The organism is Buchnera aphidicola (Nurudea shiraii), from assembly GCA_039829955.1.
In the GTDB taxonomy this organism is placed as follows: domain Bacteria; phylum Pseudomonadota; class Gammaproteobacteria; order Enterobacterales; family Enterobacteriaceae; genus Buchnera_B; species Buchnera_B aphidicola_AY.
In genome coordinates, this window is record CP140035.1 from 343501 (window position 1) to 368841 (window position 25341).

General features: G+C 23.3%; 26 protein-coding genes and 3 tRNA genes. 21 read left to right on the plus strand and 8 right to left on the minus strand.

Annotated features, from left to right (window positions below; all coding sequences use genetic code 11):
* Nucleotides 1-158: 158 nt before the first annotated feature.
* Both U0T63_01500 and tsaB read left to right on the plus strand, forming a co-directional pair.
* Complete coding sequence (locus U0T63_01500; GenBank protein XBC39027.1) at nucleotides 159-1724, plus strand: TerC family protein; 1566 nt, start codon at nucleotides 159-161, stop codon at nucleotides 1722-1724.
* A gap of 62 nt (nucleotides 1725-1786) precedes the next feature.
* On the plus strand, nucleotides 1787-2440 hold the full coding sequence (gene tsaB, locus U0T63_01505) for a tRNA (adenosine(37)-N6)-threonylcarbamoyltransferase complex dimerization subunit type 1 TsaB (GenBank protein XBC39028.1): 654 nt from the start codon (nucleotides 1787-1789) through the stop codon (nucleotides 2438-2440).
* Between the two features lie 136 nt (nucleotides 2441-2576).
* On the opposite strand, the gene minE is transcribed toward tsaB, so the two are convergent.
* Genes minE through minC form a run of 3 tightly spaced genes read right to left on the minus strand, consistent with a single transcriptional unit; the run spans nucleotide 2577 to nucleotide 4364 of the window.
* A complete protein-coding gene (gene minE / locus U0T63_01510; GenBank protein ID XBC39029.1) occupies nucleotides 2577-2828 on the minus strand; it encodes a cell division topological specificity factor MinE in 252 nt (83 codons plus the stop codon).
* 2 nt (nucleotides 2829-2830) lie between these two features.
* On the minus strand, nucleotides 2831-3643 hold the full coding sequence (minD, locus tag U0T63_01515) for a septum site-determining protein MinD (GenBank protein ID XBC39030.1): 813 nt from the start codon (nucleotides 3641-3643) through the stop codon (nucleotides 2831-2833).
* 19 nt (nucleotides 3644-3662) lie between these two features.
* A complete protein-coding gene (gene minC, locus U0T63_01520) occupies nucleotides 3663-4364 on the minus strand; it encodes a septum site-determining protein MinC (protein XBC39031.1) in 702 nt (233 codons plus the stop codon).
* Nucleotides 4365-4724: 360 nt separating this feature from the next.
* Here minC and U0T63_01525 point away from each other — a divergent pair, with 360 nt between their 5' ends.
* Nucleotides 4725-5681 carry a methyltransferase gene (locus tag U0T63_01525; protein XBC39491.1) on the plus strand — a complete coding sequence of 319 codons (957 nt, stop codon included), beginning with the start codon at nucleotides 4725-4727 and terminating at the stop codon, nucleotides 5679-5681.
* A gap of 14 nt (nucleotides 5682-5695) precedes the next feature.
* On the opposite strand, the gene U0T63_01530 is transcribed toward U0T63_01525, so the two are convergent.
* Nucleotides 5696-5780 (minus strand) — tRNA-Leu (locus U0T63_01530).
* 32 nt (nucleotides 5781-5812) lie between these two features.
* A tRNA-Cys gene (locus U0T63_01535) sits at nucleotides 5813-5883 on the minus strand.
* A gap of 164 nt (nucleotides 5884-6047) precedes the next feature.
* Between U0T63_01535 and U0T63_01540 the strand changes: the two genes are divergently transcribed.
* Nucleotides 6048-6132, plus strand: a tRNA-Ser gene (locus U0T63_01540).
* A 4-nt stretch (nucleotides 6133-6136) separates the two neighbouring features.
* Here the strand turns inward: U0T63_01540 and murJ are convergent.
* Nucleotides 6137-7678, minus strand: a complete 1542-nt coding sequence (gene murJ, locus U0T63_01545) for a murein biosynthesis integral membrane protein MurJ (GenBank protein ID XBC39032.1) — start codon at nucleotides 7676-7678, stop codon at nucleotides 6137-6139.
* A 750-nt stretch (nucleotides 7679-8428) separates the two neighbouring features.
* Complete coding sequence (gene flgA, locus U0T63_01550) at nucleotides 8429-9091, minus strand: flagellar basal body P-ring formation chaperone FlgA (protein XBC39033.1); 663 nt, start codon at nucleotides 9089-9091, stop codon at nucleotides 8429-8431.
* Between the two features lie 138 nt (nucleotides 9092-9229).
* Here flgA and flgB point away from each other — a divergent pair, with 138 nt between their 5' ends.
* The 7 genes from flgB (at nucleotide 9230) to U0T63_01585 (ending at nucleotide 14704) form a co-directional block, all read left to right on the plus strand.
* The gene (gene flgB / locus U0T63_01555; GenBank protein ID XBC39034.1) at nucleotides 9230-9634 is read left to right on the plus strand and encodes a flagellar basal body rod protein FlgB; all 405 of its coding nucleotides are present in this window, start codon (nucleotides 9230-9232) and stop codon (nucleotides 9632-9634) included.
* Nucleotides 9635-9637: 3 nt separating this feature from the next.
* Nucleotides 9638-10048, plus strand: a complete 411-nt coding sequence (flgC, locus tag U0T63_01560) for a flagellar basal body rod protein FlgC (protein ID XBC39035.1) — start codon at nucleotides 9638-9640, stop codon at nucleotides 10046-10048.
* A 799-nt stretch (nucleotides 10049-10847) separates the two neighbouring features.
* A complete protein-coding gene (locus tag U0T63_01565) occupies nucleotides 10848-11591 on the plus strand; it encodes a flagellar basal body rod C-terminal domain-containing protein (GenBank protein ID XBC39036.1) in 744 nt (247 codons plus the stop codon).
* A 13-nt stretch (nucleotides 11592-11604) separates the two neighbouring features.
* On the plus strand, nucleotides 11605-12387 hold the full coding sequence (flgG, locus tag U0T63_01570) for a flagellar basal-body rod protein FlgG (GenBank protein ID XBC39037.1): 783 nt from the start codon (nucleotides 11605-11607) through the stop codon (nucleotides 12385-12387).
* Nucleotides 12388-12457: 70 nt separating this feature from the next.
* Nucleotides 12458-13147 (plus strand): flagellar basal body L-ring protein FlgH, encoded by a 690-nt coding sequence (locus U0T63_01575; GenBank protein XBC39038.1) that lies wholly within the window; start codon nucleotides 12458-12460, stop codon nucleotides 13145-13147.
* Nucleotides 13148-13235: 88 nt separating this feature from the next.
* Entirely contained in the window at nucleotides 13236-14360 is a 1125-nt protein-coding gene (locus U0T63_01580) for a flagellar basal body P-ring protein FlgI (GenBank protein XBC39039.1), read from the plus strand.
* Nucleotides 14361-14362: 2 nt separating this feature from the next.
* Entirely contained in the window at nucleotides 14363-14704 is a 342-nt protein-coding gene (locus U0T63_01585) for a rod-binding protein (protein XBC39040.1), read from the plus strand.
* A gap of 407 nt (nucleotides 14705-15111) precedes the next feature.
* Here U0T63_01585 and U0T63_01590 read toward each other — a convergent pair whose 3' ends face one another.
* Nucleotides 15112-16359, minus strand: a complete 1248-nt coding sequence (locus tag U0T63_01590) for an Rne/Rng family ribonuclease (GenBank protein XBC39041.1) — start codon at nucleotides 16357-16359, stop codon at nucleotides 15112-15114.
* 314 nt (nucleotides 16360-16673) lie between these two features.
* Between U0T63_01590 and U0T63_01595 the strand changes: the two genes are divergently transcribed.
* From U0T63_01595 to U0T63_01640, 10 genes are all read left to right on the plus strand, one after another.
* On the plus strand, nucleotides 16674-17618 hold the full coding sequence (locus U0T63_01595) for an RluA family pseudouridine synthase (GenBank protein ID XBC39042.1): 945 nt from the start codon (nucleotides 16674-16676) through the stop codon (nucleotides 17616-17618).
* A gap of 180 nt (nucleotides 17619-17798) precedes the next feature.
* Nucleotides 17799-17966, plus strand: a complete 168-nt coding sequence (gene rpmF / locus U0T63_01600; protein ID XBC39043.1) for a 50S ribosomal protein L32 — start codon at nucleotides 17799-17801, stop codon at nucleotides 17964-17966.
* Nucleotides 17967-18332: 366 nt separating this feature from the next.
* The gene (locus U0T63_01605) at nucleotides 18333-19244 is read left to right on the plus strand and encodes an acyltransferase domain-containing protein (protein ID XBC39044.1); all 912 of its coding nucleotides are present in this window, start codon (nucleotides 18333-18335) and stop codon (nucleotides 19242-19244) included.
* A gap of 28 nt (nucleotides 19245-19272) precedes the next feature.
* Entirely contained in the window at nucleotides 19273-20004 is a 732-nt protein-coding gene (locus U0T63_01610) for a beta-ketoacyl-ACP reductase (protein ID XBC39045.1), read from the plus strand.
* A gap of 92 nt (nucleotides 20005-20096) precedes the next feature.
* Nucleotides 20097-20333 carry an acyl carrier protein gene (acpP, locus tag U0T63_01615; protein ID XBC39046.1) on the plus strand — a complete coding sequence of 79 codons (237 nt, stop codon included), beginning with the start codon at nucleotides 20097-20099 and terminating at the stop codon, nucleotides 20331-20333.
* An 85-nt stretch (nucleotides 20334-20418) separates the two neighbouring features.
* A complete protein-coding gene (gene tmk / locus U0T63_01620) occupies nucleotides 20419-21054 on the plus strand; it encodes a dTMP kinase (GenBank protein ID XBC39047.1) in 636 nt (211 codons plus the stop codon).
* Entirely contained in the window at nucleotides 21051-22037 is a 987-nt protein-coding gene (locus U0T63_01625) for a DNA polymerase III subunit delta' C-terminal domain-containing protein (GenBank protein ID XBC39048.1), read from the plus strand. Before tmk ends, U0T63_01625 begins: the two co-directional genes overlap by 4 nt.
* 28 nt (nucleotides 22038-22065) lie before the next feature.
* Complete coding sequence (locus U0T63_01630) at nucleotides 22066-22863, plus strand: YchF/TatD family DNA exonuclease (protein XBC39049.1); 798 nt, start codon at nucleotides 22066-22068, stop codon at nucleotides 22861-22863.
* A gap of 127 nt (nucleotides 22864-22990) precedes the next feature.
* A complete protein-coding gene (gene ptsG, locus U0T63_01635) occupies nucleotides 22991-24439 on the plus strand; it encodes a PTS glucose transporter subunit IIBC (GenBank protein XBC39050.1) in 1449 nt (482 codons plus the stop codon).
* Between the two features lie 114 nt (nucleotides 24440-24553).
* Entirely contained in the window at nucleotides 24554-24901 is a 348-nt protein-coding gene (locus U0T63_01640) for a histidine triad nucleotide-binding protein (GenBank protein XBC39051.1), read from the plus strand.
* Nucleotides 24902-25341: the final 440 nt, after the last annotated feature.

Here is a 25341-nt window from a genome sequence, read left to right on the forward strand (position 1 = left end):
ATTAAAAACAAATTTAATATATAATTTTAACATCGAATTAAAGGTGATAAATAAAAAAAATATGTCTATTTTAAATAGTACTTTTAAAAATGTTATAATTAATAACTAATTTAATAAAATTCAATTTTATTCTGTCCTATTATTTTACGGGGTTTCTAATGGAAATTTTTTTAGATTCGTCAATCTGGGCAGGTCTACTAACATTAGTTATATTAGAAGTGGTATTGGGAGTTGATAATATAGTCTTTATAGCTATTTTGTCAGAAAAATTACCATCTCATAAACAAGATAAAGTTCGTTTAATTGGTCTTAGTTTAGCACTTTTAATGAGATTAAGTTTACTTTCATTGATGTCATGGATGGTTACTTTAAAATCAGTAATAATTAAAAATTTGTATTTTTCTTTTTCAGGAAGAGATTTAATATTATTAATCGGTGGAATTTTTTTACTATTTAAAGCAACCATAGAATTACATGAAAGGTTGGATAATAATATACATAGAAACGAAAGTAACAAAGACAGCGCTAGTTTTTGGACTGTAGTAATTCAAATTGTTATTTTAGATGCTGTATTTTCTTTAGATTCTATAATTACAGCTGTCGGAATGGTAAATAATTTGCCAATTATGATGATAGCAATAGTTATAGCTATGACTTTAATGGTATTAGCTTCTAAACCATTGATAAGTTTTATAAATTCACATCAAACAGTAGTAGTATTATGTCTAAGTTTTTTATTAATGATAGGATTTGGCTTGGTTTCAGAAGCATTAGGTTTCTTAATACCTAAAGGTTATTTATACGCTGCAATTAGTTTTTCTATTATTATAGAACTATTTAATCAAATTGCACGACGTAATTTTATCAGACGCCAATCTAGGAAACCAATGCGGCAAAGAGCAGCAGAAGCTATATTACGACTTGTAATTCGAGATCAATTTAAAAATCCTAAAAAAACATCATTTAATAAACATGAAGAAAAAAAAAATGTATGTATTACTTCTTCAGATGTCGGAGAATTTAAAGAAGAAGAAAAATATATGATTAACAGTGTTTTAACTTTAGCTGCTAGATCTATTAAAAGTATTATGACACCTAGGAGTGAAATTTCATGGGTAGATATAAAACAACCAATTTCTAAAATTCGAATTCAATTATTAGACACGCCCCATAGCTTATTTCCAATTTGCAAAGGAAAATTAGATGAAGTAATAGGAGTAGTACGTGCCAAAGAATTACTTGTAGAAATAGAAAATAAAACAAACGTAGTACAATTTTCTTCTATAATTCCTCCAATAATTATACCAGATACTATAGATTCAATAAATTTAATTGGAGTTTTAAGAAAATCAAAAGGAAGCTTAGTTATTGTCACAAACGAATTTGGTGTAGTACAGGGTTTAATTACTCCATTAGATGTATTAGAGGCGATTGCTGGTGAATTTCCAGATGCAGACGAAACGCCTGATATTACTTTTGAAAAAAACAGTTGGTTAGTAAAAGGTAAGACAGATTTACATTCTTTACAACAATGTTTAAATATTACAAATCTGATAAAACAAGAAGAAAGCTATGCTTCCCTAGCTGGATTACTAATTTCTCAAAAGGGAAAATTACCTTTACCGGGAGAAGTGATTTGTATTCCTCCTTTAAAATTTTATATTTTAGAAGCGACTCAATATCGCATAAACTTAGTTCGAATTACAAAAGATAGAAATTATTAAATTATATAAACATTTATTACATATATGCTATTTAATTGGCAACATAAAATATACTAAAAAACATGTCTAAAAACATTCTAGCATTTAATTCCTCACTTTTTTGTTGTTCTATATCATTATTATATCAAGGTAATATTTATAATAAAATTAAAAAATGCAATAAAAATCAAATTGTACATATACTTCCAATGATACAAACTATGTTAAAAGAAAATTATATTGATTTGCATGAAATAGAAATCATTGCTATTTCTACAGGTCCAGGAAATTTTATAGGGATAAGAACTTCTATTGCTATAGCTCAAGGTTTATCATTAGGATTGAATGTTCCAATCGCTTCATTTCCCACACCATTAATCTTAGCAGAAGAAGCTTATAACACTTTTAACAAACATAGAATTATAATGATTATGAAAACTAACAACAAAAATGTATATTTAGAAAAATACACTAAAAATAAAGATAAAATTTGGACTAAAAAAAAATCTAAAAAAACGTTTTCTATTCAAGAAATATATGAAAAATTATCTTATTTAAAAAAAACATGGATATTAGTTGGTGACATCTTTGGAATAAAATCAACAGAAGTTCATAAAAACTTAATTATTTCTAATATTCAATTTCCAAAATCTCAATTTATTATCACTTTATATTTATCTAATAAATATTATCAAAAATACAGTTTTTCTTATAAAATATTTCCTAGATATTTTTAAAAATAATGTTAATTCTCATTGTAATCACTAAATTAAATAAATATAAACAAGTTGATACATATTTATTTATCCAGAATAGAAATTCTGGATTAATAAATATTAATATTTTAATTTTTTGAAATAAGTTATTACAATTTCAATCAGGAATAATTACATTTAATTCTAAAATAGAGATATCTTTTTCTTTATGATCTAATTGAACAGAAATCATCTTAGGATCTATTTTTACATATTTACAAATTACTCGAAAAATTTCTTTTTTTAATTCAGGTAAATAGTTTGGTTCATGATTTTTTTTTCTACGTTCAGCAACAATAATTTGTAATCTTTCTTTCGCTATTTTTGAAGTATGTTTTTTTTGAGATAAAAAAAAGTTTATTAAAGCCATATTTATCTCCTAAATAACCGTTTAAAAAAACTTTCTTTTTCTTTCTTAATAAATCGCAATGGAACTTGTTGACCTAACAAACGTTTTACAGTATCACAATAAGCTTGCCCTGCATTAGAAGTAGGATGTAAGATTACAGATTTCCCTTGATTAGAAGATCTTAAAACGAAAGAATCTTCTGGAATCACTCCAATTAACGGTATTCTTAAAATATCTAAAATATCTTGTACACTTAACATCTCTCCCTGGCTTACTCTAACGGGATCATATCTGGTCAATAATAAGTACTCTTTTATAGGATCGCATTTATCTTTTGAACGTTTTGACGTAGACGAAATAATTCCTAACATTCGATCCGAATCTCTTATAGAAGATATTTCTGGATTTGTAGTAATTATTGCTTCATCTGCAAAATATATTGCTAATACTGCTCCAGACTCTATTCCAGCTGGAGAGTCACAAATAATAATGTCAAACTTCATTTCTATTAATTCACAAAAAATATTATTAATTCCTAGTTTAGTTAATGCACTTTTATCTCTAGTTTGAGATGCTGGAAGAATAAATAAATTTTCAGTTCTTTTGTCTTTAATTAATGCTTGATTTAAACTTGCATCTCCATTAATTACATTTATAAAGTCATATATCACTCTACGTTCACAACCCATAATTAAATCTAAGTTCCTGAGTCCTATATCAAAATCAATTACTATTGTTTTATGTCCTTTTTGTGCAAAACCTGTCGCTAAAGCTGCACTAGAAGTAGTTTTACCTACGCCTCCTTTACCTGAAGTTACTGTAATAATACGTGTCATACATACATCCTTAATAATTTCAACTAAATTTTAAAATGTTTAATTTTTTATCTTTTATATAAATTCTTACGCTCTTTCCTAGAATATCAGGTAAAAACTGATCACTTAATAAATATTTCCCTGCAATTGAAATTAGTTCTGCAAAAAATTTTATACAAAATATTTGACACGTAGTATCTCCTTGAGCACCAGCTAACACTCTTCCTCTTATAATCCCATAAATATGAATATTACCATCTGCTATTATTTCAGCCCCTGGACTGACATTATTAATAATTATTAAATCAGAATTAGCAGAATAAATTTTTTGACCTGATCGAATAGGATAACTAACAATTTTAGTTTTTTTTTGCATATTTAAATTAATAGCATTAATATTATTCAATTTATTTTTACTAATATAGTTGACTAAGCTCTTTTCTTTTAAAAAAACGGGCAATCCAGATTCTTCAATCTTAGTTTTCAAAACAGTACTGTAACAATTACTAACCCCTAAAATGTAAAAATTAAATGAAGTAATTATTTTTTTTATACTATTCCAATTTTCTATGTTAAATATTTTTTTTAAATTAACTATTATAGGTAAATTTTTAAAAAAAATAGGAGACATATTTACTTTTTTTGTTAATTCTCTACTTATTAATTCTGTTGAATCAGTATGTAAATATAAAACTAATATTTTAAAAACGTTTTCTTTTAATTCTAATGGAGAACTTTTCATTTTTTCAAACACTTTATTGAAAAAGAAATTTAATAAATTTATTAGATAATTAAAGCTATTTTAACCTTTATTTAAAGTACATTTAAATATCAGAAATCTTATTAATAAGATAATTGTACCTTACAAAATTATTATTTAATTATTTTATATAAATTTAAAAATTCTAAATAAAAACTTAAAGTAACATTAAGTATATAATATCATTATAAATCTATATAAATTTTTAAAATGTTGTATTGTATATAAATAAAATTTTGTATTTAAAAAATTCTGATTTTAAACGTAACTATAACAATTAAAAAGCATGAAAAATATAAATAAAATAATTTTTAGAAATATCGATTTATTTTTAAAAAAAAAATTTTAATATCGGGAAATATATCTAACTTATTACATTTAAATAAACTTAGTAATGTTATAATATGTACTCAAAATTTTGAAAATTGGAATTATTTCAAAAAAACGATTCAACATAAAGTTAAATTTATTTTATTAGAAGAAAAAAAAATCATTTGCAATTCTGATGTTATTTTGTATTTTTGGCCAAATAGTAAATATGAAGCTATATTTCATCTTCAATATATTTTTTCTAAACTTTCTAAAAAAAGTTTAATTTTCCTCGTTGGAAGAAAAAATAGCGGAATCAATACTGCTAAAAATTTATTAAAAACATGGATAACATTAGAAAAGATAGATTCTGCTAAGCATTGTTTACTTTTTTGTGGAAAAGTAACTTTTAAACCTAAGTTTCACTTTAATAGTTTTATATACACAACAATTTTTAATGATATTCAAATAAAAACCATTCCAGGAATTTTTGGATACAAAAAAATCGATATAGGTTCTCAACTGTTAATTTCAACGTTTAAGAAATCAATACAAGGAGATGTGCTTGATATAGGATGTGGATCAGGAATTTTATCAGTATTATTATATAAAATTTCACAAAAAGTAAAATTGACACTTATAGATATTAATATAGCAGCTTTGGAATCTAGTAAATTGACACTAAAACATAATAATGTTCCAGGAGAAGTATTTCCAAGCAATGTTTACTCGAATATTTTTAAAAAGTTTAATTTTATTATATCTAACCCTTCTATACATAAAAATTCAAAAATAAATTTAAATTTTATAAAAGAAATAATTGAAAAATCAGAAAAATATTTGAAAGCAGGCGGAGAAATCAGAGTAGTAGTAAGTTCTAATATATTATGCCATAAATATTTTCAAAACACCTGTTTAAAATATAAAATTTTAAAAGAAACAAAAAATTTTAGAGTTTATCAAGGAAAAAATAAGAAAAAAATAAAATAACATATTTAAAATTATACCCAGAGCGGGAATTGAACCCGCAAAGCTTATACAGCCGAGGGATTTTAAATCCCTTGTGTTTACCAATTTCACCATCTGGGCTAATAGATTTTTTATTTTAAAAAAATTTTATAAGGCGCATCCCGGAATTGAACCGGGCTGCACGGATTTGCAATCCGCTACATAACCAATCTGTCAACGCGCCAGATATTTTACTCTATCAAAATTAATGTAAAAAAACAAGCACTTTAATACTAACAAAATTTTATAGTAATAACATATTTCTTAAAAATTATAGATTAAAGCTGTGAAAACTTCTTTTAAAAATTCTTAAGATATTATATAATTTAAACTTAAATTTTTTAAAATGGAGGAATGGCCGAGTGGTTTAAGGCAGCGGTCTTGAAAACCGCCGATGAGAAATCATCCGAGAGTTCGAATCCCTCTTCCTCCAAAATTTATTTTTTTTTCAAAATTAAAGAAAAGTGATATATTCTTAATCCTAATATAAATAACATTATGAAATAACTACACCCAGATATACAACAAACTAACATTAATTTACTTAATTTAAAAAATATTGTTCCTGTACTCCAGTTAGAAAAAAAAAATAGATTTAAATATAAAATACATGACATAAATACTACAGAGACAAAAATTTTTCCTAAAAAAATTGTCCAACCAGATTCAGGGGAAAAATATTTTTTATTGATAGAGATCCAATATAATAAAAAAAAATTGATCCAAGAAGAAATACTACTTGATAATGCAAAACTGTTATGCTGAAAATAAGGTAAAAAAACAATATTCATGAATTGAGTTATTATTAAGACAAAGATAGAAATTATTAAAGGACTAGTAAAATCATTATTAGAATAAAACTTAGGAAGTATAATTTTTACCAAAATTAATGGAATCAATCCAATTGAATAAAACATTAAAATATTTTTAGTCATAAATACATCAAATATTGAAAAATTTCCATATTGAAATAACACAATTATTACAATTTTCGACAATATGAATAATGCTATAGAACTAGGAATAGCTATTAGACATCCTATTCGAAGGGCCCAATCTAATAATTTACAATTTTCTTGTTTACTTATATGACTAGATTTAGTAGAAAACAATGGTAATAAAATTGTTCCTAAAGATACTCCTAAAATACCAGAAATAAATTCTATCAATCTATCAGAATAATATATCCACGATATAGATCCAGAGACTAAAAATGAAGCAGAAATAGTATTCATAATTATAGAAATTTGACTCACAAAAACTCCTATGATAACTATCATAGTTCTTTTAGAAACATTTTGAAATCTAAGGTTTTTTATATCAAATTTTGGAAATACTAACATGTCAATTTTTTTTAAAAATGGAATTTGATATATCAGTTGAATTAAACCCCCTAGAGATGTTGCCCATGCTAGAGATAAAATAGAAACATGAAAATACGAAGAAAAAAACAAAATAAAAATTATTATGTTTACATTGAATAAAATAGAAGAAAAAGCTGGTATAAAAAAATAATTCCAAGAATTTAAAATAGAACTAATAAATGATCCTAAAGAAACAAAAAATATATAAGGAAAAATTATTTTAAACATAAGCACTGTTAAATAAAATTTAAATGTACTTTGTTTTAATCCAGGAGAAATAATAAAAATTATCTTTGATGCAAATAGTATTCCAAAAATTGTAAAAATACTTAAAATAAAAACTATAAAACCTAATGCATTAGATATCAATTCTTGAATACGCTTTATACTATAAAAATGTTTATATTCTAATAAAACAGGAACAAAAGTTTGCAAAAAAAAACCTTCTGAAAAGATTCTTCGAAACAAATTTGGAATTTTAAAAGCTAAAAAAAAAGAATCGGTTAGTCCTGATGCACCAAACGTATATGCAATAAGTGAATCACGTATAAAACCAAGTATCTTAGAAAAAAAAGTTATAGCACTTAACGAAATTAATGATCTTAACACATTCATAACTATATTACCTTTTATAACTTATATATGTGATAATACTGAATTATCAATTTATCTTCTAAAACAATATTAATTTAACGCACATTGGTTCTTAAAATACAAGAATAATACTCTAATATTTTGAAATTTTAACTTATTTCAAGTGATTATAGATAAAATTATTATATATGAGAGATATACAAAATAAATTAAGGTAATTTACTTATAAAATTTGACGATATAACAATATACATTTTAAAAAAAAACAAAAAATAAAATATATACGTAAGAAACTCTTAAAAAATAGCCATTGCTTTCAGTTTAAACATTATTATCATTGTTGTATTAAGAAAAACATGAAAAATATTCAATACATTAAAAAAATTTAATGTGTTTAATTATTTATAATTTTATGTCACTTTGTATAAAAATTAGATGTCATAGATAACATTTTCATAAATAAAAGTTATTTTTATTTAGTTATATTTTTCAAAAATATATTAGTCATTCTTAAAATATAACAAAAAAGTTAAATTTATTGCTTTTATATTAAATATATATAAACATAAGTATTTTATAATAAACCAATAAAAATGAATAAAAAATCTCCCCTAAAAGCAAACAATTGATAAAAATTTTTTAACTTGTTATCATCACTATTTATATGTGTAGAGTTATTTAAATATATACTTTAAATTATTTTTAACACTCATGTTAAAAATACAACTTCCCAATATTTCTATCAAACAGTTTTGAAGTAATCAGAAATAACTAATGTATAATGACGTTACCTTTGTTATCTACTATTCCTAATATTATTTTTCCATTTTTTAATTTTACTTTAACCTGTTGATTTTTATAAGCATTGTTGATTGCTCGTCCTTCTAAAATGATTATAAATCCTATGTTTTTAATTATAACTAAGACTTTTTGATTTATCTCAATTAACCATTTAGGATGCAATAACGTCAAAGTTATTAATTCATTTTTATTTATGTTTTTTGAACTTATCAAATTCAATGCTTGTTTTTTTTTTAGATACATATTAAGAGGAATCTTATCTAAGAGTCCGTATTTAACAGATATATCTGTATCAGTTAATTTATGTCCTTTTTTAATATTTTTAGAAGCAATTAGATATTCTCCTCTAATTTCTATCTTAACTTGAACAAATTGATGTATATTTCCACAAATAACTTTAATATTTATTAATTCTGATGGTCTAAAACGATCTATTAAAATAAACTTAGGATTAAAGCAACTTATTTGATTTTTATAAGAAATATTATTATATAAAATAATACTTATATTTTTAAAATAAGAAAATTGTTGTTCTTTCAAAAATTTAACAAGATATTCCGGAAAACTATTCGCTTGAACTTGAAAAAAAACAAAAAATACTAAACAAAACAACATGAAAATTTTTAAAATCATATGTTTTCCCTCTCAACTTATTGAGATTATTTTAATCAAAATCTCAATATATACTTTTAAAATACTATAACTATATACACCTTATTTAATGTATAATTAAAATATACATAACATTTTAATAATATTTATGGATCTAAAATGTTTAACAAAATAAACAAAGAATTTTTTTTCGATGAATGTGTATTAAATTTACGTTCTTATCAACAAGAATTAATTGCTTCGAATATTGCAAATAGTAATACTCCACATTATCATTCAAAAAGTATAGACTTTTCAAAAGCATTAGATTTTTTATTAAAAACACAAAACAAAACATCTCAAAACGGATTAACATTGACTTCTAAAAAACATATTTCTCCTACCAAAGTAAAAGACTTTGAGGAATATAAAAACAAAATAAAACAAAACTATACTATTAAAAACAAATCAATTGAAATAGATCATGAAAAAGTTAATTTTGTTAAAAATAGTTTGCTTTACCAAATAGAAATTGCTTTCATAAATAGTAAGTTTAAAAACCTCATGAGTGTATTAAAAGGATAATTTATGTCTTTATTAAAAATATTTGATATTTCTAATTCAGCGATGAACGTGCAATCTCAAAAAATGCAAATTCATGCTAGCAATATAGCTAATATAGACAGTTTAGTGAATAAAAATGGAAAATTGTATCCATATATAGCAAAGAAAATTGTTTTAAAATATGGAAATATTAATGACTCTGAATTTGAAAATGTAAAAGTAGAAAAAATAATAGAAGATAAAACTCCGCTGAAAAAAATATACAATCCGAATAGTCCTATTGCAGATCCTCAAGGATTTTCTGAGATTTCAAATGTAAATCTCGTTACTGAAACAATTGATTTTATTTCAGCATCTAGAAACTATCAAACTAATTTAGAATTACTAAATACAGCAAAAGCTATGATTATAAAAACATTAACAATTGGACAATAAAAAAACAAGATGATAATTTTATTATTTGCTATCTTTCTATAATAAAATTAAGTATTTAATTTATGTGGATTTATAAAACTTATTGAAATAATTTAATCATATTAAATATTTTAAATTTTGAAATATAAAATATTTTCGTATATAGATCTCAATACTTCTATAATATTTATATTAAATACAAAAATTTTTGTTGTCTCACAATTTGTACTTACAAAATATAATAACATATCAATTAAAATCAAAATTGTTTATAATTAATTTAAATTTTTTAAAATATTAATTTAAAATAAAATGTGGAAATAGAGAAATACACAGTCAACTGTTTTAAACTTATTTGAAATATAAAATTTTTTAAATCTTTAATAGTTAAAATTTTCGAAAACTTTAACAATTTAAGCAATATAAATATATTTTATGTTTTGCGTATCAAATTTATTTGATACGTTAAAATTTTTCTAATAATATTACTAGCACGACAAATTGAAAATATTATTAATGTGAAATAAATAAATTTTTAATATTAACCATTAAGTTTTTATAATAATGTTAAATATATTAAATTAATATGAAATATTAAAATTTAACTATGCATTTTTATACTATTTTTTTATTAACTAAAAACGATAAAAATCATGTTGAATATTTTACAATTAAAAATTGTATATTATAATTCTATGTCGTTAAATATATAAATTGTTTTAAATACTAAACATTTAATATTAATACGTTATTGAAATATAATTTTTATAATTCATATTTTAATTCTCTAGTTTTCTTAGAAAAGGATTTTAAAATATTTATGGAACTTTTAGAAAATATAATAATGATATCTGCAAAAAAAATACTAGATGATCAAGAAATATTAGCTAATAACTTAGCTAACGTATCAACAATAGGTTTTAAATCAATACTAATTAATCCTACTATTCTATCTAATAATAAATTTTGTGAAAATGACTTAAAATTATCTAACAAACTCAAAGATCGAGACCCTACGCAAGGATTTTTTAGACTTACCAAACAACCTTTAGATATTGCTATTATTGATCAAAACGGATGGTTAATGGTAAAAACTAATAAGAATAAAATTGCTTATACTAAAAATGGACATTTAAAAACAAATATTAAAGGGCAATTAACTAGTCAAGGAAACATAGTTATTGGAGAAAATGGTCCTATAATTATACCAAAATATGATAGTATTAAAATACTATCTGATGGAACAATAAAAAATATAGATAGTAGTACAAAATTAGAAGAAAAAATAGACAAAATTAAATTAGTAAAAATTGATTTTAAAGATTTAACTAGTAATAATGGTTTATATTTCTTAAATAAAGAAAAAAAAACCAACATAAATAGTCAAGAAAATTCTAACATAAAAATATTATTAGAAACTTTAGAAGATAGTAATGTAAGTATTTCAGAAAATATAATTAAGATTATTGAAGATTCTAGAAAGTTTGATATTCAAATGAAAATTTTTCATGATTACGATGAAAATGTACAACTTGTTAATAAATTTTTAAATATTAATAACTAAGAGGGTGTTTTCTATGATTCCATCTTTATGGATTGCAAAAACTGGATTAGATGCTCAGCAAATAAATATGAATGTTATTTCTAATAATTTAGCCAATGTTAGTACTAATGGTTTCAAACGATCTAGAGCAATGTTCGAAGATTTAATTTATCACACTATACGACAACCAGGATCTAAGTCATCTGGAGACACAACACTACCATCCGGTTTACAGATGGGAACAGGAGTACGACCTGTATCTACTGAGAGAATTCATAATCAAGGAAATCTTTCCAAAACCGACTCTTCTAAAGATATTGCTATAAATGGAAATGGTTTCTTTCAAGTACAACTTCCAGATGGAGATTTTGCTTATACAAGAGATGGTTCTTTTCAGGTTGATCAAAACGGTCAATTAGTAACTAATAGTGGATTTCCAGTGCAACCAATAATTAGCTTTCCATCAAATAGTATTAATATGCAAGTAGGAAGAGATGGGACAGTAACTGTTACTATACAAGGTCAATCCCAACCAGTGTCAATAGGTCAATTACATCTTGTGAATTTTATTAATAGCTCCGGACTATCCAATGCAGGAGAAAATTTATATCAGGAAACTGAAGCTTCCGGAAGTCCTATTGTAACATCTCCAGGTCTAAACGGAACAGGATTATTGTATCAAGGATATGTAGAAACTTCTAATGTTAATATTGCAGAAGAACTCGTGAATATGATTCAAACTCAACGTGCTTACGAAATTAATAGTAAAGTTATTACAACAGCCGATCAAATGTTGCAAAAGTTATCTCAATTATAATTTTTAATTTTATGTGTTGTTTACTAAAATCTCGTTAAATTAGAATTGTTAAGGAACATATTTTAAAATTATGACATTCATTTTTAAAATAAAGTATTATTTAGTTTTTACTTGTTTTATAACACTTAGTGGTTGTGTCTTACATCCGAGTACAATACTAAATCAAAATGAACCAGATTCTTCTATAATGTGGCCAGACTTAATTAATCATTCAAACTATCAAGAACAACATACTGATGTTTCTCATTTTGAACCATTATTTGAAGATTACAGACCTCATAATGTAGGAGATACTTTAACCGTAATTTTGCAAGAAAATATTAGTGCTAGTCAAAGTTTATCTAATAATCTAACGCACGACGGCAGTACTAATCTCGGAATAACATTTGGAAGCAACTATAAAAATAACAATTATGAAAATAAAGCGGGACTGAATAGTTTTTCTAAAAATGATTTTCTCGGAACAGGAAGTTCATTTGCAAATAACACTTTTGTAGGATTAATTACAGTAACTGTTAACCAAGTTTTACCAAATGGCAATTTAAAAGTTATGGGAGAAAAAAAAATTTCAATAAATGAAGAAAAAGAAAAAATACGTTTTTCAGGAATAGTGAATCCACGAAACATTTCTCGAAACAATTCTATAACATCAACTCAAATAGCTGATTCACGCATTGAATATATTAGTTATGGACTTATTAATAGAGGACTCCATGTTGGTTGGTTTCAACGCTTATTTTTAAGTATTTTGTCTATTTAACAAAACTAAAATAGTTTTTTAGCATTGTAATTTTCGATATTTTTTACAAAATATTTAACTATTGAAATCAATTGATTAAGGAATTTTTATGTTAATAAAAATATTGTTGAAATGTATTTTTGTAACGTTTTTGTTAATGAGTACGAATATATATGCTGATAAAATAAGAGATTTAGCTACTATTCAAGGAATTCGAGAGAATCAACTTATAGGTTATGGATTAATTGCTGGATTAAACGGAACGGGGGACGATACCAATCATAGTCCATATACTGTTCAAACACTTAAAAATATGTTGAATCAACTCGGTATTGATTTTTCTATAGAAAAAAATATGCAATTAAAAAATATTGCTTCAGTTATAGTAACTGCTAAATATTCAAATTTTATCCATGTAGGGCAAAAAATAGACGCTTTCGTTTCTTCTATTGGAAATGCAAAAAGCTTAAAAGGAGGGATATTATTAATGACTCCCTTGAGAAGTACTGATAACAAAATATATGCTATTGCTCAAGGAAATATAACAGTTGACGAAAAATATTTTTCTAAAAACAAATTTAAAAATTTTTCAATTAACTTATATAACAGCGGAAAAATTATTGAAGGTGCTACAATAGAGAAAGAAACTTATAATAATTTTGAAAAAAATAGAGTTGTCACATTACAACTTAATAATGAAGATTTTACCGTAGTTCAAAAAATTAGTGATTTAATTAATATTAAATATCCTAATTCTGCAATTGCATTGAATTCTAGAACTATACAATTATATACTCCGGAAGATAATGCTATAAAAATTAAAATGTTGTCAATTATCCAAGATATTGACGTTGATACACCTATTCAAAATGCAAAAGTAATAATCAACACCAAAACTGGTGACATTGTAATGAATAATGAAGTAAAAATAAATTCTTGTGCAATAGCACATGATGATATATCTATGATTATTAATCATCCAAAAACCAAAATAAAAAAATTTCATACTCCATTTTTTAATGTTGAAACAAATACTTTAGAAACTAAAAACAAAAAAAATGAATATAACAATTATAATAAAAATAACAAGATACAATACATTGAAAAAGTTGTAAACCTTAGTGATATAGTACATGCATTAAATTCTCTCGGAATTAGACCACTAGAGTTAATAGCAATATTACAAGCTATGCATAACGCAGGATGTTTACGTGCTAAATTAGAGGTTATATAATTATGAAAAATGATTTTTATTTTTCTATGGATAAATTTTTAAACTTTAAAAACAATACTGAATTATCGCAATATACTAAAGAACAAAATGATAACAATATCTCAAAAGTAGCTAAGCAAATTGAAGGGTTATTTGTACACATGATGATAAAAAGTATGAAAAATAGCTTCCCAAAAGATAATTTAATTCAAAGAAATCAAGAAAACTTATATCAAGATGTCTATGATCAATTTATTGCTCAAAAAATTAGTGAAAAAGGAATAGGATTGGCTAAAATGATTGAAAAACAAATAAATTTATCAAATACCATGAATAATCAAATATTTCAACCAGAAAACGCGTAATTTGCTCTAAACATTATTTAAATTTTAAAAGTTAAAACTATTAACAACAACATAAACATAAAATTGTAAATTTTTTAGTTTTAAATATTTTGAAATGTTTTAACATGTAATATTTAGATAAATTTATAAATATAAGAATTTAAATTTATGTATAATTACATTTCTTAAAACATAACACTATAAAATGTTTAATTTTTAAACATTATTAAAAATTTTAATACATAAATATTGTTTTTAATTAAGATATGTAAGGCCTTACTCAACTTTATCTGTATAAATAAATTATGTTTAATACAACATATACATAAAAATTAATTCACTTTTTTTAATAAATATTGTTTTTAAATGTACTAGTCATAAATGTATGTTGTGATAACTACATTAGTTAAATATAAATTAAAAAACAATTAATATTGTATTTCATATTTTTTATTACACATAGTACATAAAAAATAATTAAACTTTTTTCTGAAAAAATTTAAACGTTGTCTCGACATTTCTAATAAACCAAATTTAGAAATGTTTCCAATTTTAATAATAGCACGATCTTTCTTAAGAAAATGACGCAAACTATGTAATATCGATTTTTTGTTGTTAAATGTTTTCATGTTAATGAAATCAATGACAATTAGCCCTCCAAGATCTCTTAATCGCAATTGACGAGCAATTTCATAAATAGCTTCCAAATTCGTGTTAAACGCTGTTTGTTCAATATTCACACCTTTAATTGATTTACATGAATTAATATCAATAGCAGTTAGCGCTTCTAAAGAATCAATGGTAATGGAACCACCAGAAGGAAGTTGAACAATACGTTGAAAAATAGAATCAATTTGTGATTGTATTTGATAATGTTCAAACAATGAATTCTTTCCAGAATATAATTTTATTTTATCTTTAAAGTCATATCTTTTTAGTATACATAAATAATTATACATGTCATTTAAAGTAATGGGGTTATCTACAAGAATTTCACTAATGTCTTTACACAAATAATCTCGAACAGTGCGAAAAATTATGTTTTCTTCTTGATAAATTAAAAATGGAACTGAACTTATTTCTGCTATTTTTTGAATATTTTTCCAATGCTTTAATAAAACGTTTAAATCTTCTTGTAAATCAATTGTTGATTTTTTAAGTCCAGAAGTCCTAATAATTAAACCCATTTTGCTAGGAATGTTTAATGTTACAAACATTCTTTTTAAGTTTATTCTATTTTTACCTTGAATTTTTTTAGATATTCCTTTTAATCCCGGATTTATTGGCATAAGTATTAAATAACTACTTATTAGACTTATAAATGTAGTTAATGAAACTCCTTTTTTTCCTCTTTCTTGTTTACTAATCTGAACAATACATTCTTGACCTAATTTTAAAATATTATTATAGTTATGATAAATTTTATTAGTTTTTTCTTTTAAAAAATATGTCTCAGAGATTTCTTTAAATGGGAGAAAACCACATTTATTAGCTCCATAATCAATAAATGCTGCATTTAAACTAGATTCAATTCTAATTACTTTCCCTTTATAAATATTAAGTTTTCTATGTTTATATTTTGAATATTCTATATCTAAATCATATAAATTTTGACCATTTATATAAGCAACACATAATCTCCCTTCTTGAACAGAATTAATTAATATTCTTTTCATTATAATTTTCTCATTTTAGAATAAAAATAAAAATATATAACGTTTTAAATTAATTTAAAATTTTTATAATATAAAAAATAGATATGTTTATACTATATTTAATTAATAATATTTTAAAATTAACCAAAACATGTCAAAAATTCAAAATAATAAAAATATATAAATTATATTATAGAAGCTAAAAATTTTTAAACTAAAATGTTATATTTTGTTTAAATTAATCTTATAAAGTTTTATTAACTTCAACCATTTTATATTTTTTAATAATGTTTTTACAAATTAAAAATTTTTGACACATTATATATGGATAGTTTATGGTAACTAAAATTATTCCTACATCGTTTTTAGAAATTAAAAAAGAACATATAAAACAAAGAATAGATAACTTTTTATTTAATAAATTTAAACAACTTTCAAAAAATACAATTTATAAAAAAATAAGAACAGGTCAAATTAGAATCAATAAAAAACGAATACAACCCAAATATAAGTTACAATTAGGAGACTATATTAGAATTCCTCCTATTAAAAGTTTTTGTAAAAATATAAAAACTAAAAAATTAAGCAAAAAGTTAAAATCTCTTCTTGATAATAGCATTTTATATGAAGATAACTACTTATTAATACTTAACAAACCTGCTGGAATAGCAGTACATAGCGGAAGTGGAATTAATTTGGGTATTATAGAATGTTTTAGAATACTACGTCATAAAGAAATAGAACTTGATTTAGTCCACAGACTTGATAGAGGAACATCTGGAGTACTTATTTTAGCAAAAAAACGCTCAATGTTACGTGAATTACATAAACAGTTAAAAGAAAAAAAAGTTCAAAAAAAATATTTAGCTTTAGTTCATGGAAATTGGCCTGAAAACATAAAATGTATTTCAGCCCCTTTACTAAAAACTAAAATCAATTTAAATCACATTGTTAAAATTAATAATATTAATGGAAAATTTTCAAAAACTTTTTTTAAAATAAAAAAAAAATATACTCATAATACTTTAATGCTTATTACTCCAATAACTGGAAGAACTCATCAAATTAGAGTTCATACCCAATATGCAAATCATCCAATTGTATTAGATGAAAAATATGGTAAAATAAATTTAGATAACATTATAAAAAGTAACTTCTCTACTAAAAGATTATTATTACACGCTTCTTCTATTGTTTTTTTTCATCCAAAAATAAAAAAGTCTTTAAAAATAGTAGCTCCTATAGATAAAGAATTTCAAAATATGTTGAACAATCTTTAAAATAGCTATATTTATACAATATTTTACAAAATTAAAACTATGAAGAACATATAATAAAAGACTAAATTAGAAAATTTAATAATAAAAATTATAAATTTTAAAATAAACAAGTAACAAAATATTAAAGTTTTTTATTAATATTAAACTTACATAATATATTCAAACGCAAGGAAATATCTTATGGCAGTGCAAAAAAATAAACCAACTCGATCCAAAAGAGGAATGCGAAGATCTCATGATCACATATTAAAAACTCCAATATTATCTGTAGACAAAACATCTAAAGAAATCCATGTGAGACACCATATTACTAAAAAAAAATATTATAGAGGGAAAAAAGTAATTTAATTATTTCTTAAAAATATAATCTTAATTTTTAATATTAAGGTGCTATTTAAGTTCAAATAGCACTCATATATTGTTTTCAATATATTATATAAGTAATAACCTTTGAAAACATCGACACATTTAATAAATATTCTTATATTATATATTGAATTTCTTAAGAAAATTTAAATTTATAAGAAAAACTAAAATTTATATAAAATCATTTTCTATATTAAAATAATGTTTAAATTAAAAACTTTATTTCTATTATAATTAAATATATTAATAAGCTTGTAAAACTAGACTACAATTTAGTTATAAAACTTTCATAAAATGAATATAAATTCTCAATATTAAATTTTAAAATTTTTATAAGGGTTTATCAAAATGCGTCTTGTTTCTATTTTATTTCCTGGACAAGAACCACAAAATATAAGTACATTATCTTATTTTATAAATAAACATTCAATTATAAAAAATACTTTTGATGAATCTTCTGAATATATTGGATGTAATTTACGTAAACTTATTCAAAAAAGTTCAGATACAATGATAAATAAAAGTAAATATTCTAAATTAATTATGTTAACATTATCAATTTCTATATATCGACTTTGGAAAAATAACAATAAGAGAGATTTACTAATATTAGCTGGACATAGTTTAGGAGAATATTCAGCATTAGTTTGTTCTGAATCTTTAAAATTTCAAGATGCTATAAAACTGGTTATCTTACGTGATAAATTTATGAAAAAATGTATGGGGAAGAAAAAAGGAGCTATGCATGCTATAATAGGATTAAGTGAATTAGATATACAAAAGATTTTAAATAATATTAAAAATTCTGAAAATGTTTCAATAGCTTGTATTAATACTAAATATCAAATAGTTATTTCGGGAGAGGAATCTATAGTTTTTAAAATAAGTAATATATGTAAAAAAAGTGGTGCAAAAAAAATTTTTCGTCTTTCTATCACTCCTCCATCTCATTGTACATTAATGAAGAAAGCTTCAAAAAAGCTATCAGAAGTATTGAATACTATACCATTTAAAAAACCAATATTTCCAGTAATTAATAATGTAGATGCACAATGCGAAACTTCCGAATTAAACATTAAAAACGCTTTATCTAGGCAATTATTTTGTCCGGTAAAGTGGATGGATTGTATAATATATTTATCCAAAAAAACATCTATATTTTTTGAAGCCGGATTAAACAATACATTAATTAATCTAAATAAATTTATTATTAAAACTCCATCAACTTCACTTAATATTAAAACTAACATTATTCCATAATTACAATACTATTAAATAAAAATTAATAATGAAATCAAAAAAAATAGCATTAGTAACAGGAGCTAGTAGAGGAATAGGAAAAGGAATTGCAATTAAATTAATAGATAAAGGAATTATCGTTATTGGAACATCTACATCTTTTCATGGAACACAAATAATTGATAATTATTTAAAAAAAAATGGAACTAGTATTATTCTTGATGTTATGAATCCTCATTCCATTCAAAATACTATATCAGAACTTTATAAAAACTTCGAATATATTGACATATTAATTAATAATATAGGAATTACAAAAGATAAATTATTAAAAAATATGACATATAAAGATTGGGAGGATGTTTTAAAAACTAATTTAAATTCTATTTTTTACATATCGAAACCTATAATAAACAGGATGACAAAAAAGAAAAAAGGGAAAATTGTTACCATAGGATCTATTATGGGACATATAGGAAACTATGGACAAACTAATTACTCTGCTTCTAAATCTGGATTAATTGGTTTTAATAGATCTCTAGCTATAGAAGTAGCTTCTAAAGGAATTTGTGTAAATATGATATCACCTGGATTTATAAAAACTGAAATGACTAAAAATTTAACAGAAAAAACAAAAAAAAAATATCTTTCTAAAATACCTATGAAAAAATTTGGAACAATAAATGATATATCTGAAACTGTATTATTTTTGATATCTGACGACATGAATTATATCACAGGTCAGGTTATACACGTTAATGGAGGAATGTATATGCCTTAAAATTTAAATAAATATACAAAAATATTTTAATATTATATTATACAATACCTTTGTTTCGAAATATTTGTTTAAACAAACAAGAGATAATTCATATGGATCATATAGAAAAGAAAGTAAAAAAAATTATATCGCAACAACTAAGTGTCATGCCAGAAGATATTCATAACAAATCACTTTTAATTGAAGATCTGGGATCAGACTCATTAGATAATGTTGAATTAATTATGAATTTAGAAGATAAATTCAATATTGAAATTCAAGATGAAGAGGCTGAAAAGTTCAATACGGTACAATCAATAATTACATTTATAAAAAATAAAGTATCATAAAATTCATGATATATTTGACAAAATTTTTAATATTTTTAAAAAACTATCAAATAAACGTAAAATTTTAATTTTGGAAATTATAAGAATGTCAAAAAGCAAATTCATAGTAATTGAAGGAATAGAGGGATCTGGGAAAACTACTATATGTAATTTTGCTAAAAAATTATTATTTAAATATGGAATTGCTAATGTAAAAAATTTAAGAGAACCTGGTAGTACGCCTTTATCTGAAAAAATAAGATTTTTAATTCAAAATTCCATACAACATGAATATATTTTTAACGAAACAGAGCTATTATTGATTTATGCAGCAAGAGTACAATTAGTAAAATCAATTATTAATCCTGAACTTAAAAAAGGAAATTGGATTATTAATGATAGACATTCATTATCTTCTCTAGCTTATCAGGGTGGAGGTAGAGGAGTTAAAAAAAAAACTATATTATTATTACAATCAATTTTTTTAAAGAACTTTATTCCCGACATAACATTTTATTTAGATGTCCAACCTATTATTGGACTAAAACGCATTCAAATAAGAAACAACTTAGATCGAATAGAGAAAAATACATTAGAATTTTTCGTTAAAGTTCGAAACGCATATTTAAATTCTATAAAAAATAACTCTAAAATTATTAGAATTAACGCTAATTATAATTTAAAATTAGTAAAAAGTAACTTCAAATTAAAGTTTTATTCTTGGTTAAAAGAAAACATATGAATTTATATCCATGGTTATTAACTCACTATGAAAACATAATTAATCATTTTAAGCGAAAAAAAAATAATAATTCTATTATTTTAGAGACAAATAGAGGAATGGGTGTTGCTTTATTAGTAGAAAAAATTGGATTTTGGTTATTATGTTCTAAAAAAGAAAAAACGTTTCTTTTTTGCAAAAAATGTCAAGATTGTCAATTAATGAGCACGCATAATCATCCTGATTGGTACAATGTAAAAACTTTATCTCAAAAAAATATAATAGGAATAGAAATTATAAGAATGTTGCGTAATAAAATAACATTTACTGCAACGAGAAATAAAAACAAAATTGTGTATTTTCCTGACATATCACAATTAACACAATATGGAATTAATGCATTATTAAAAACTTTAGAAGAACCACCTAAAAATACATATTTTATATTTGTAAATTACTTTTCTTATCCATTATTATCGACATTACGCAGTCGATGTATTTCGTATAGAATCTCTGTTCCGTTAGAATCAATTAGCTATACTTGGTTAAAAAGTTATAATTCTAAAATGCAAGATAAAACTATTATAACCTTATTACGTGTAAATCAAGGACTTCCTATTTTAACACAAAAATTTATTTTAAAATCTTTATGGAAAGAGCGAAATACATTTTTTCTGTGTATAGCAAAATTTATCCAAGATAAAAATTTTTTTTGTATTTTAAACAATTTTAAGTTAGGAAATATAGAAAAAAAAATTTTTTGGTTATGTAGCTTACTGATCGATTCTATAAAAATAAAACATGATAATGAAAATAACATGATAAATTTAGATAATGCAGATATAATAAATTTTTTAAAAAATAAACTTTCTTTTCATTTGCTTGATTATAGCTTTAGATCATGGATACATTGTAATTTTAAATTAAATAGCATACCTGGAATTAATTCAGAACTGTTATTAACTGAACAACTGTTACGATGGGAAAACATTTTAAATTATTAAAAACTAATTTTGCAAAAGAGAAAATATTATGTTCTTTGTAGACTCACATTGTCATCTAGATCTTTTAAATTACTATAATCTCCATTCTGGATTAGAAGATGTATTAAATAAATCTATTAAAAATAACGTGAAATTGTTCTTAACAGTATCAACGTCTATCAATAATTTTAATTATTTAAAAAAATTTATAAAAGGAAATAAAAATATATTATTATCTTGCGGAATTCACCCTCTAAATCTAAATTTAGACTTTAATGATGTAAAAAATCTAAAAACATTTTCTAAAGAAAAACGAGTAATAGCCATAGGTGAAACAGGATTAGATTATTATCACTCAACAAAAAAACAAGATCTTCAAAAACTATTATTTCGAAAACATATTCGAATCGCGATAGAATCCAAAAAACCATTGTTAATACATACTAGACATGCGGTAAAAGATACGATAAATATCTTAAGAGAAGAATCAGCACAAAAATGCATAGGAATTATTCATTCTTTTACTGAAAATAACGAAATAGCTAAACATTTTTTAAATATGGGATTTTACATATCTTTTTCTGGAATTGCAACATTTAAAAATTCAGAACATATACGAGAAACCATCAAATTTGTACCATTAGATAAAATACTTTTAGAAACAGATTCCCCATATTTATCTCCCATACCTCATAGAGGAAAAGAAAATCAACCAGCTTATTTATATAACTTAGCTCTAATTATTGCCAAATTAAAAAAAATTAGTATTGAAACTCTTTCATATCATACCACAAAAAATTTCTTTAAATTATTTAATTTAAATTCGCGTTTTTTAAATATTTCTTAAATAAAATATTTTACCGAAAAGCATCTATGATTACTTATTATTTTAAAAAAATTAAACTTTACCTACACAAAAAATGAAGTTATTTTACTTAAACTTTATGTAAAATCTAATAAGGCGTTAAACATATATGTTTAAAAACATATTTTCAAATTTACAAAAAATAGGAAGATCATTAATGCTTCCCGTTTCTGTATTACCTATTGCAGGAATACTATTAGGAATTGGTTCTGCAAAACTTTATTTTATTCCTCATATTATTTCTAGTATCATAGCTGAAGCAGGAGGAACGGTATTTTCTAATATGCCTTTAATTTTTGCTATTGGCATAGCACTTGGATTTACCAAAAATGATGGAGTATCTGCATTAGCAGCAGTGATAGCTTATAGTATTATGATACAGACGCTTTTAGTAACAAGTTCATTTTTCTTAAATCTTTCAATATTAGAAATAAACCAAAAGCATTTATTAGATACTGGAATATTAGGAGGTATTATAGCTGGATCTATTTCTGCATTTACATTTAATAAATTTTATAATATTCAACTTCCTGATTATTTAGGTTTTTTTTCTGGAAAACGATGTGTTCCAATTATATCAGGATTATTAGCAATTTTGATAGGATCGATTTTATCACTTATTTGGCCTCCTATAGGACATATTATTAAAAATTTTTCAGAATGGGCTGCATATCAAAATCCTACATTAGCCTTTGGAATATATGGTATAGTAGAAAGAGCTCTAGTGCCATTTGGATTACATCATATTTGGAACGTACCTTTTCAAATGCAAATAGGAGAATATACAAATATAACAGGACAAACTTTTCATGGAGATATTGCTAGATATATGGCTGGTGATTCTACAGCGGGAAAATTATCCGGTGGTTTTATATTTAAAATGTATGGTCTTCCCTTTGCAGCACTAGCAATATGGCGTTGTGCTTATATAGAAAATAGAGCTAAAATTGGAGGAATCATGATTTCAGGAGCATTGACTTCTTTTTTAACTGGAATTACTGAACCAATTGAGTTCTCTTTTATATTAGTAGCTCCAATATTATATGTTATACATTCTATTTTAGCTGGTTTTGCTTTTCCCATTTGTATTTTTCTAGATATGAAATCAGGAACTAGTTTTTCTCACGGATTAATTGATTTCGTGATACTTAGTGGAAATAGTAATAACTTTTGGTTATTTCCTATTATAGGAGCATTATACGGTTTTATTTATTATAGTTTATTTTATATAATTATAAAAAAATTAAATTTAAAAACACCAGGACGTGAAGATTCTAATATAATTTCATCATCTAAAAATATAAAAGAAATGGTACCCTTACTAATATCAGCATTAGGAGGAAAAAATAATATTGTAACTTTAGATGCATGCATTACGAGATTACGCATTACAGCTGTTGATACTTTAAAAATAAATACAAAAAAAATTAAAGATCTAGGTGCTGTTGGAGTAATTATATCAGGATCTGGAGTACAAATCGTATTTGGGACTAAATCAGATAATATAAAAACAGAAATGGATTATTATATGTCTTGTCTTTCTTCTATTCAGGAGTAAACTACTTAATAAAGTTATAAATAAAATTTAATTATTTTATTTCTAAAGAAGTTTAATCGAATTTAAAATGATCTTGTATATAAAACCAAAAATTTAACAACTTAAGGTATTAAAATGAAAAATTCAAATATATTTAAAAATATAATAGAAAATAAAACATCTTCAAAAATAATTTATCAAAATAAAAATGTAACTGCGTTTCACGATATTAACCCAAAAGCACCTGTACATATATTAATTGTTTCAAATAAGTTAATTAAATCTTCTAACGATATTGATAAAAAGAATATATATATATTAAGTGATATGTTTTATATAGCAATCACATTAGCTAAAAAATTCAAAATCAATGAAACTGGATATCGATTAACCATAAATTGTAACGCGCACGGTGGCCAAGAGATTCCTCATTTACATATGCACTTACTAGGAGGAAAAAATTTAGGACGCATGTTAACTTAAAAGTTTAAGCTTATATTTTAATTAATTTTTTCTAAAACTAGACTATCGTAAGATTTTAACATAAATCTGTTATATATAAATATTAGTTTTATGCTAATTTAACAATCTTCTTGTGAAATATGAAAAAATTTCTATAAAAAGAAAATTAAAAATTTCACTAAAAAACTAATTACATTCTAAAAACTCTTAAATACATTTATTCAGTGAAATAAAATCGTTAAAATATTGTCTAACATAATTTATTACTAATTAATACAATAAAACAATTGAAATTATTTTGGAATGTAATTCTAATAACTTAATATTTTTACACTCTACATTTATTAAAGATATAAATACAAAATTATATTAATTTAAATTCAATTATTAATATGTATTATTAACAATACACAGTTCATTTTCAAAATTATACATCTATCATAAGATAATTTACTTAATTA

What these genes read in the sequence shown, in the direction of transcription:
- U0T63_01625 (XBC39048.1), top strand. Translation starts at nt 21,051, where the DNA reads ATGAATTTATATCCATGGTTATTAACTCACTATGAAAACATAATTAAT.
- tsaB (XBC39028.1), top strand. Translation starts at nt 1,787, where the DNA reads ATGTCTAAAAACATTCTAGCATTTAATTCCTCACTTTTTTGTTGTTCT.
- flgG (XBC39037.1), top strand. Translation starts at nt 11,605, where the DNA reads ATGATTCCATCTTTATGGATTGCAAAAACTGGATTAGATGCTCAGCAA.
- U0T63_01585 (XBC39040.1), top strand. Translation starts at nt 14,363, where the DNA reads ATGAAAAATGATTTTTATTTTTCTATGGATAAATTTTTAAACTTTAAA.
- U0T63_01595 (XBC39042.1), top strand. Translation starts at nt 16,674, where the DNA reads ATGGTAACTAAAATTATTCCTACATCGTTTTTAGAAATTAAAAAAGAA.
- murJ (XBC39032.1), bottom strand. Translation starts at nt 7,678, where the DNA reads ATGAATGTGTTAAGATCATTAATTTCGTTAAGTGCTATAACTTTTTTT.
- tmk (XBC39047.1), top strand. Translation starts at nt 20,419, where the DNA reads ATGTCAAAAAGCAAATTCATAGTAATTGAAGGAATAGAGGGATCTGGG.
- rpmF (XBC39043.1), top strand. Translation starts at nt 17,799, where the DNA reads ATGGCAGTGCAAAAAAATAAACCAACTCGATCCAAAAGAGGAATGCGA.
- U0T63_01580 (XBC39039.1), top strand. Translation starts at nt 13,236, where the DNA reads ATGTTAATAAAAATATTGTTGAAATGTATTTTTGTAACGTTTTTGTTA.
- U0T63_01565 (XBC39036.1), top strand. Translation starts at nt 10,848, where the DNA reads ATGGAACTTTTAGAAAATATAATAATGATATCTGCAAAAAAAATACTA.
- U0T63_01575 (XBC39038.1), top strand. Translation starts at nt 12,458, where the DNA reads ATGACATTCATTTTTAAAATAAAGTATTATTTAGTTTTTACTTGTTTT.
- minC (XBC39031.1), bottom strand. Translation starts at nt 4,364, where the DNA reads ATGAAAAGTTCTCCATTAGAATTAAAAGAAAACGTTTTTAAAATATTA.
- U0T63_01590 (XBC39041.1), bottom strand. Translation starts at nt 16,359, where the DNA reads ATGAAAAGAATATTAATTAATTCTGTTCAAGAAGGGAGATTATGTGTT.
- U0T63_01630 (XBC39049.1), top strand. Translation starts at nt 22,066, where the DNA reads ATGTTCTTTGTAGACTCACATTGTCATCTAGATCTTTTAAATTACTAT.
- U0T63_01500 (XBC39027.1), top strand. Translation starts at nt 159, where the DNA reads ATGGAAATTTTTTTAGATTCGTCAATCTGGGCAGGTCTACTAACATTA.
- flgB (XBC39034.1), top strand. Translation starts at nt 9,230, where the DNA reads ATGTTTAACAAAATAAACAAAGAATTTTTTTTCGATGAATGTGTATTA.
- ptsG (XBC39050.1), top strand. Translation starts at nt 22,991, where the DNA reads ATGTTTAAAAACATATTTTCAAATTTACAAAAAATAGGAAGATCATTA.
- U0T63_01605 (XBC39044.1), top strand. Translation starts at nt 18,333, where the DNA reads ATGCGTCTTGTTTCTATTTTATTTCCTGGACAAGAACCACAAAATATA.
- flgA (XBC39033.1), bottom strand. Translation starts at nt 9,091, where the DNA reads ATGATTTTAAAAATTTTCATGTTGTTTTGTTTAGTATTTTTTGTTTTT.
- U0T63_01640 (XBC39051.1), top strand. Translation starts at nt 24,554, where the DNA reads ATGAAAAATTCAAATATATTTAAAAATATAATAGAAAATAAAACATCT.
- minD (XBC39030.1), bottom strand. Translation starts at nt 3,643, where the DNA reads ATGACACGTATTATTACAGTAACTTCAGGTAAAGGAGGCGTAGGTAAA.
- acpP (XBC39046.1), top strand. Translation starts at nt 20,097, where the DNA reads ATGGATCATATAGAAAAGAAAGTAAAAAAAATTATATCGCAACAACTA.
- minE (XBC39029.1), bottom strand. Translation starts at nt 2,828, where the DNA reads ATGGCTTTAATAAACTTTTTTTTATCTCAAAAAAAACATACTTCAAAA.
- flgC (XBC39035.1), top strand. Translation starts at nt 9,638, where the DNA reads ATGTCTTTATTAAAAATATTTGATATTTCTAATTCAGCGATGAACGTG.
- U0T63_01610 (XBC39045.1), top strand. Translation starts at nt 19,273, where the DNA reads ATGAAATCAAAAAAAATAGCATTAGTAACAGGAGCTAGTAGAGGAATA.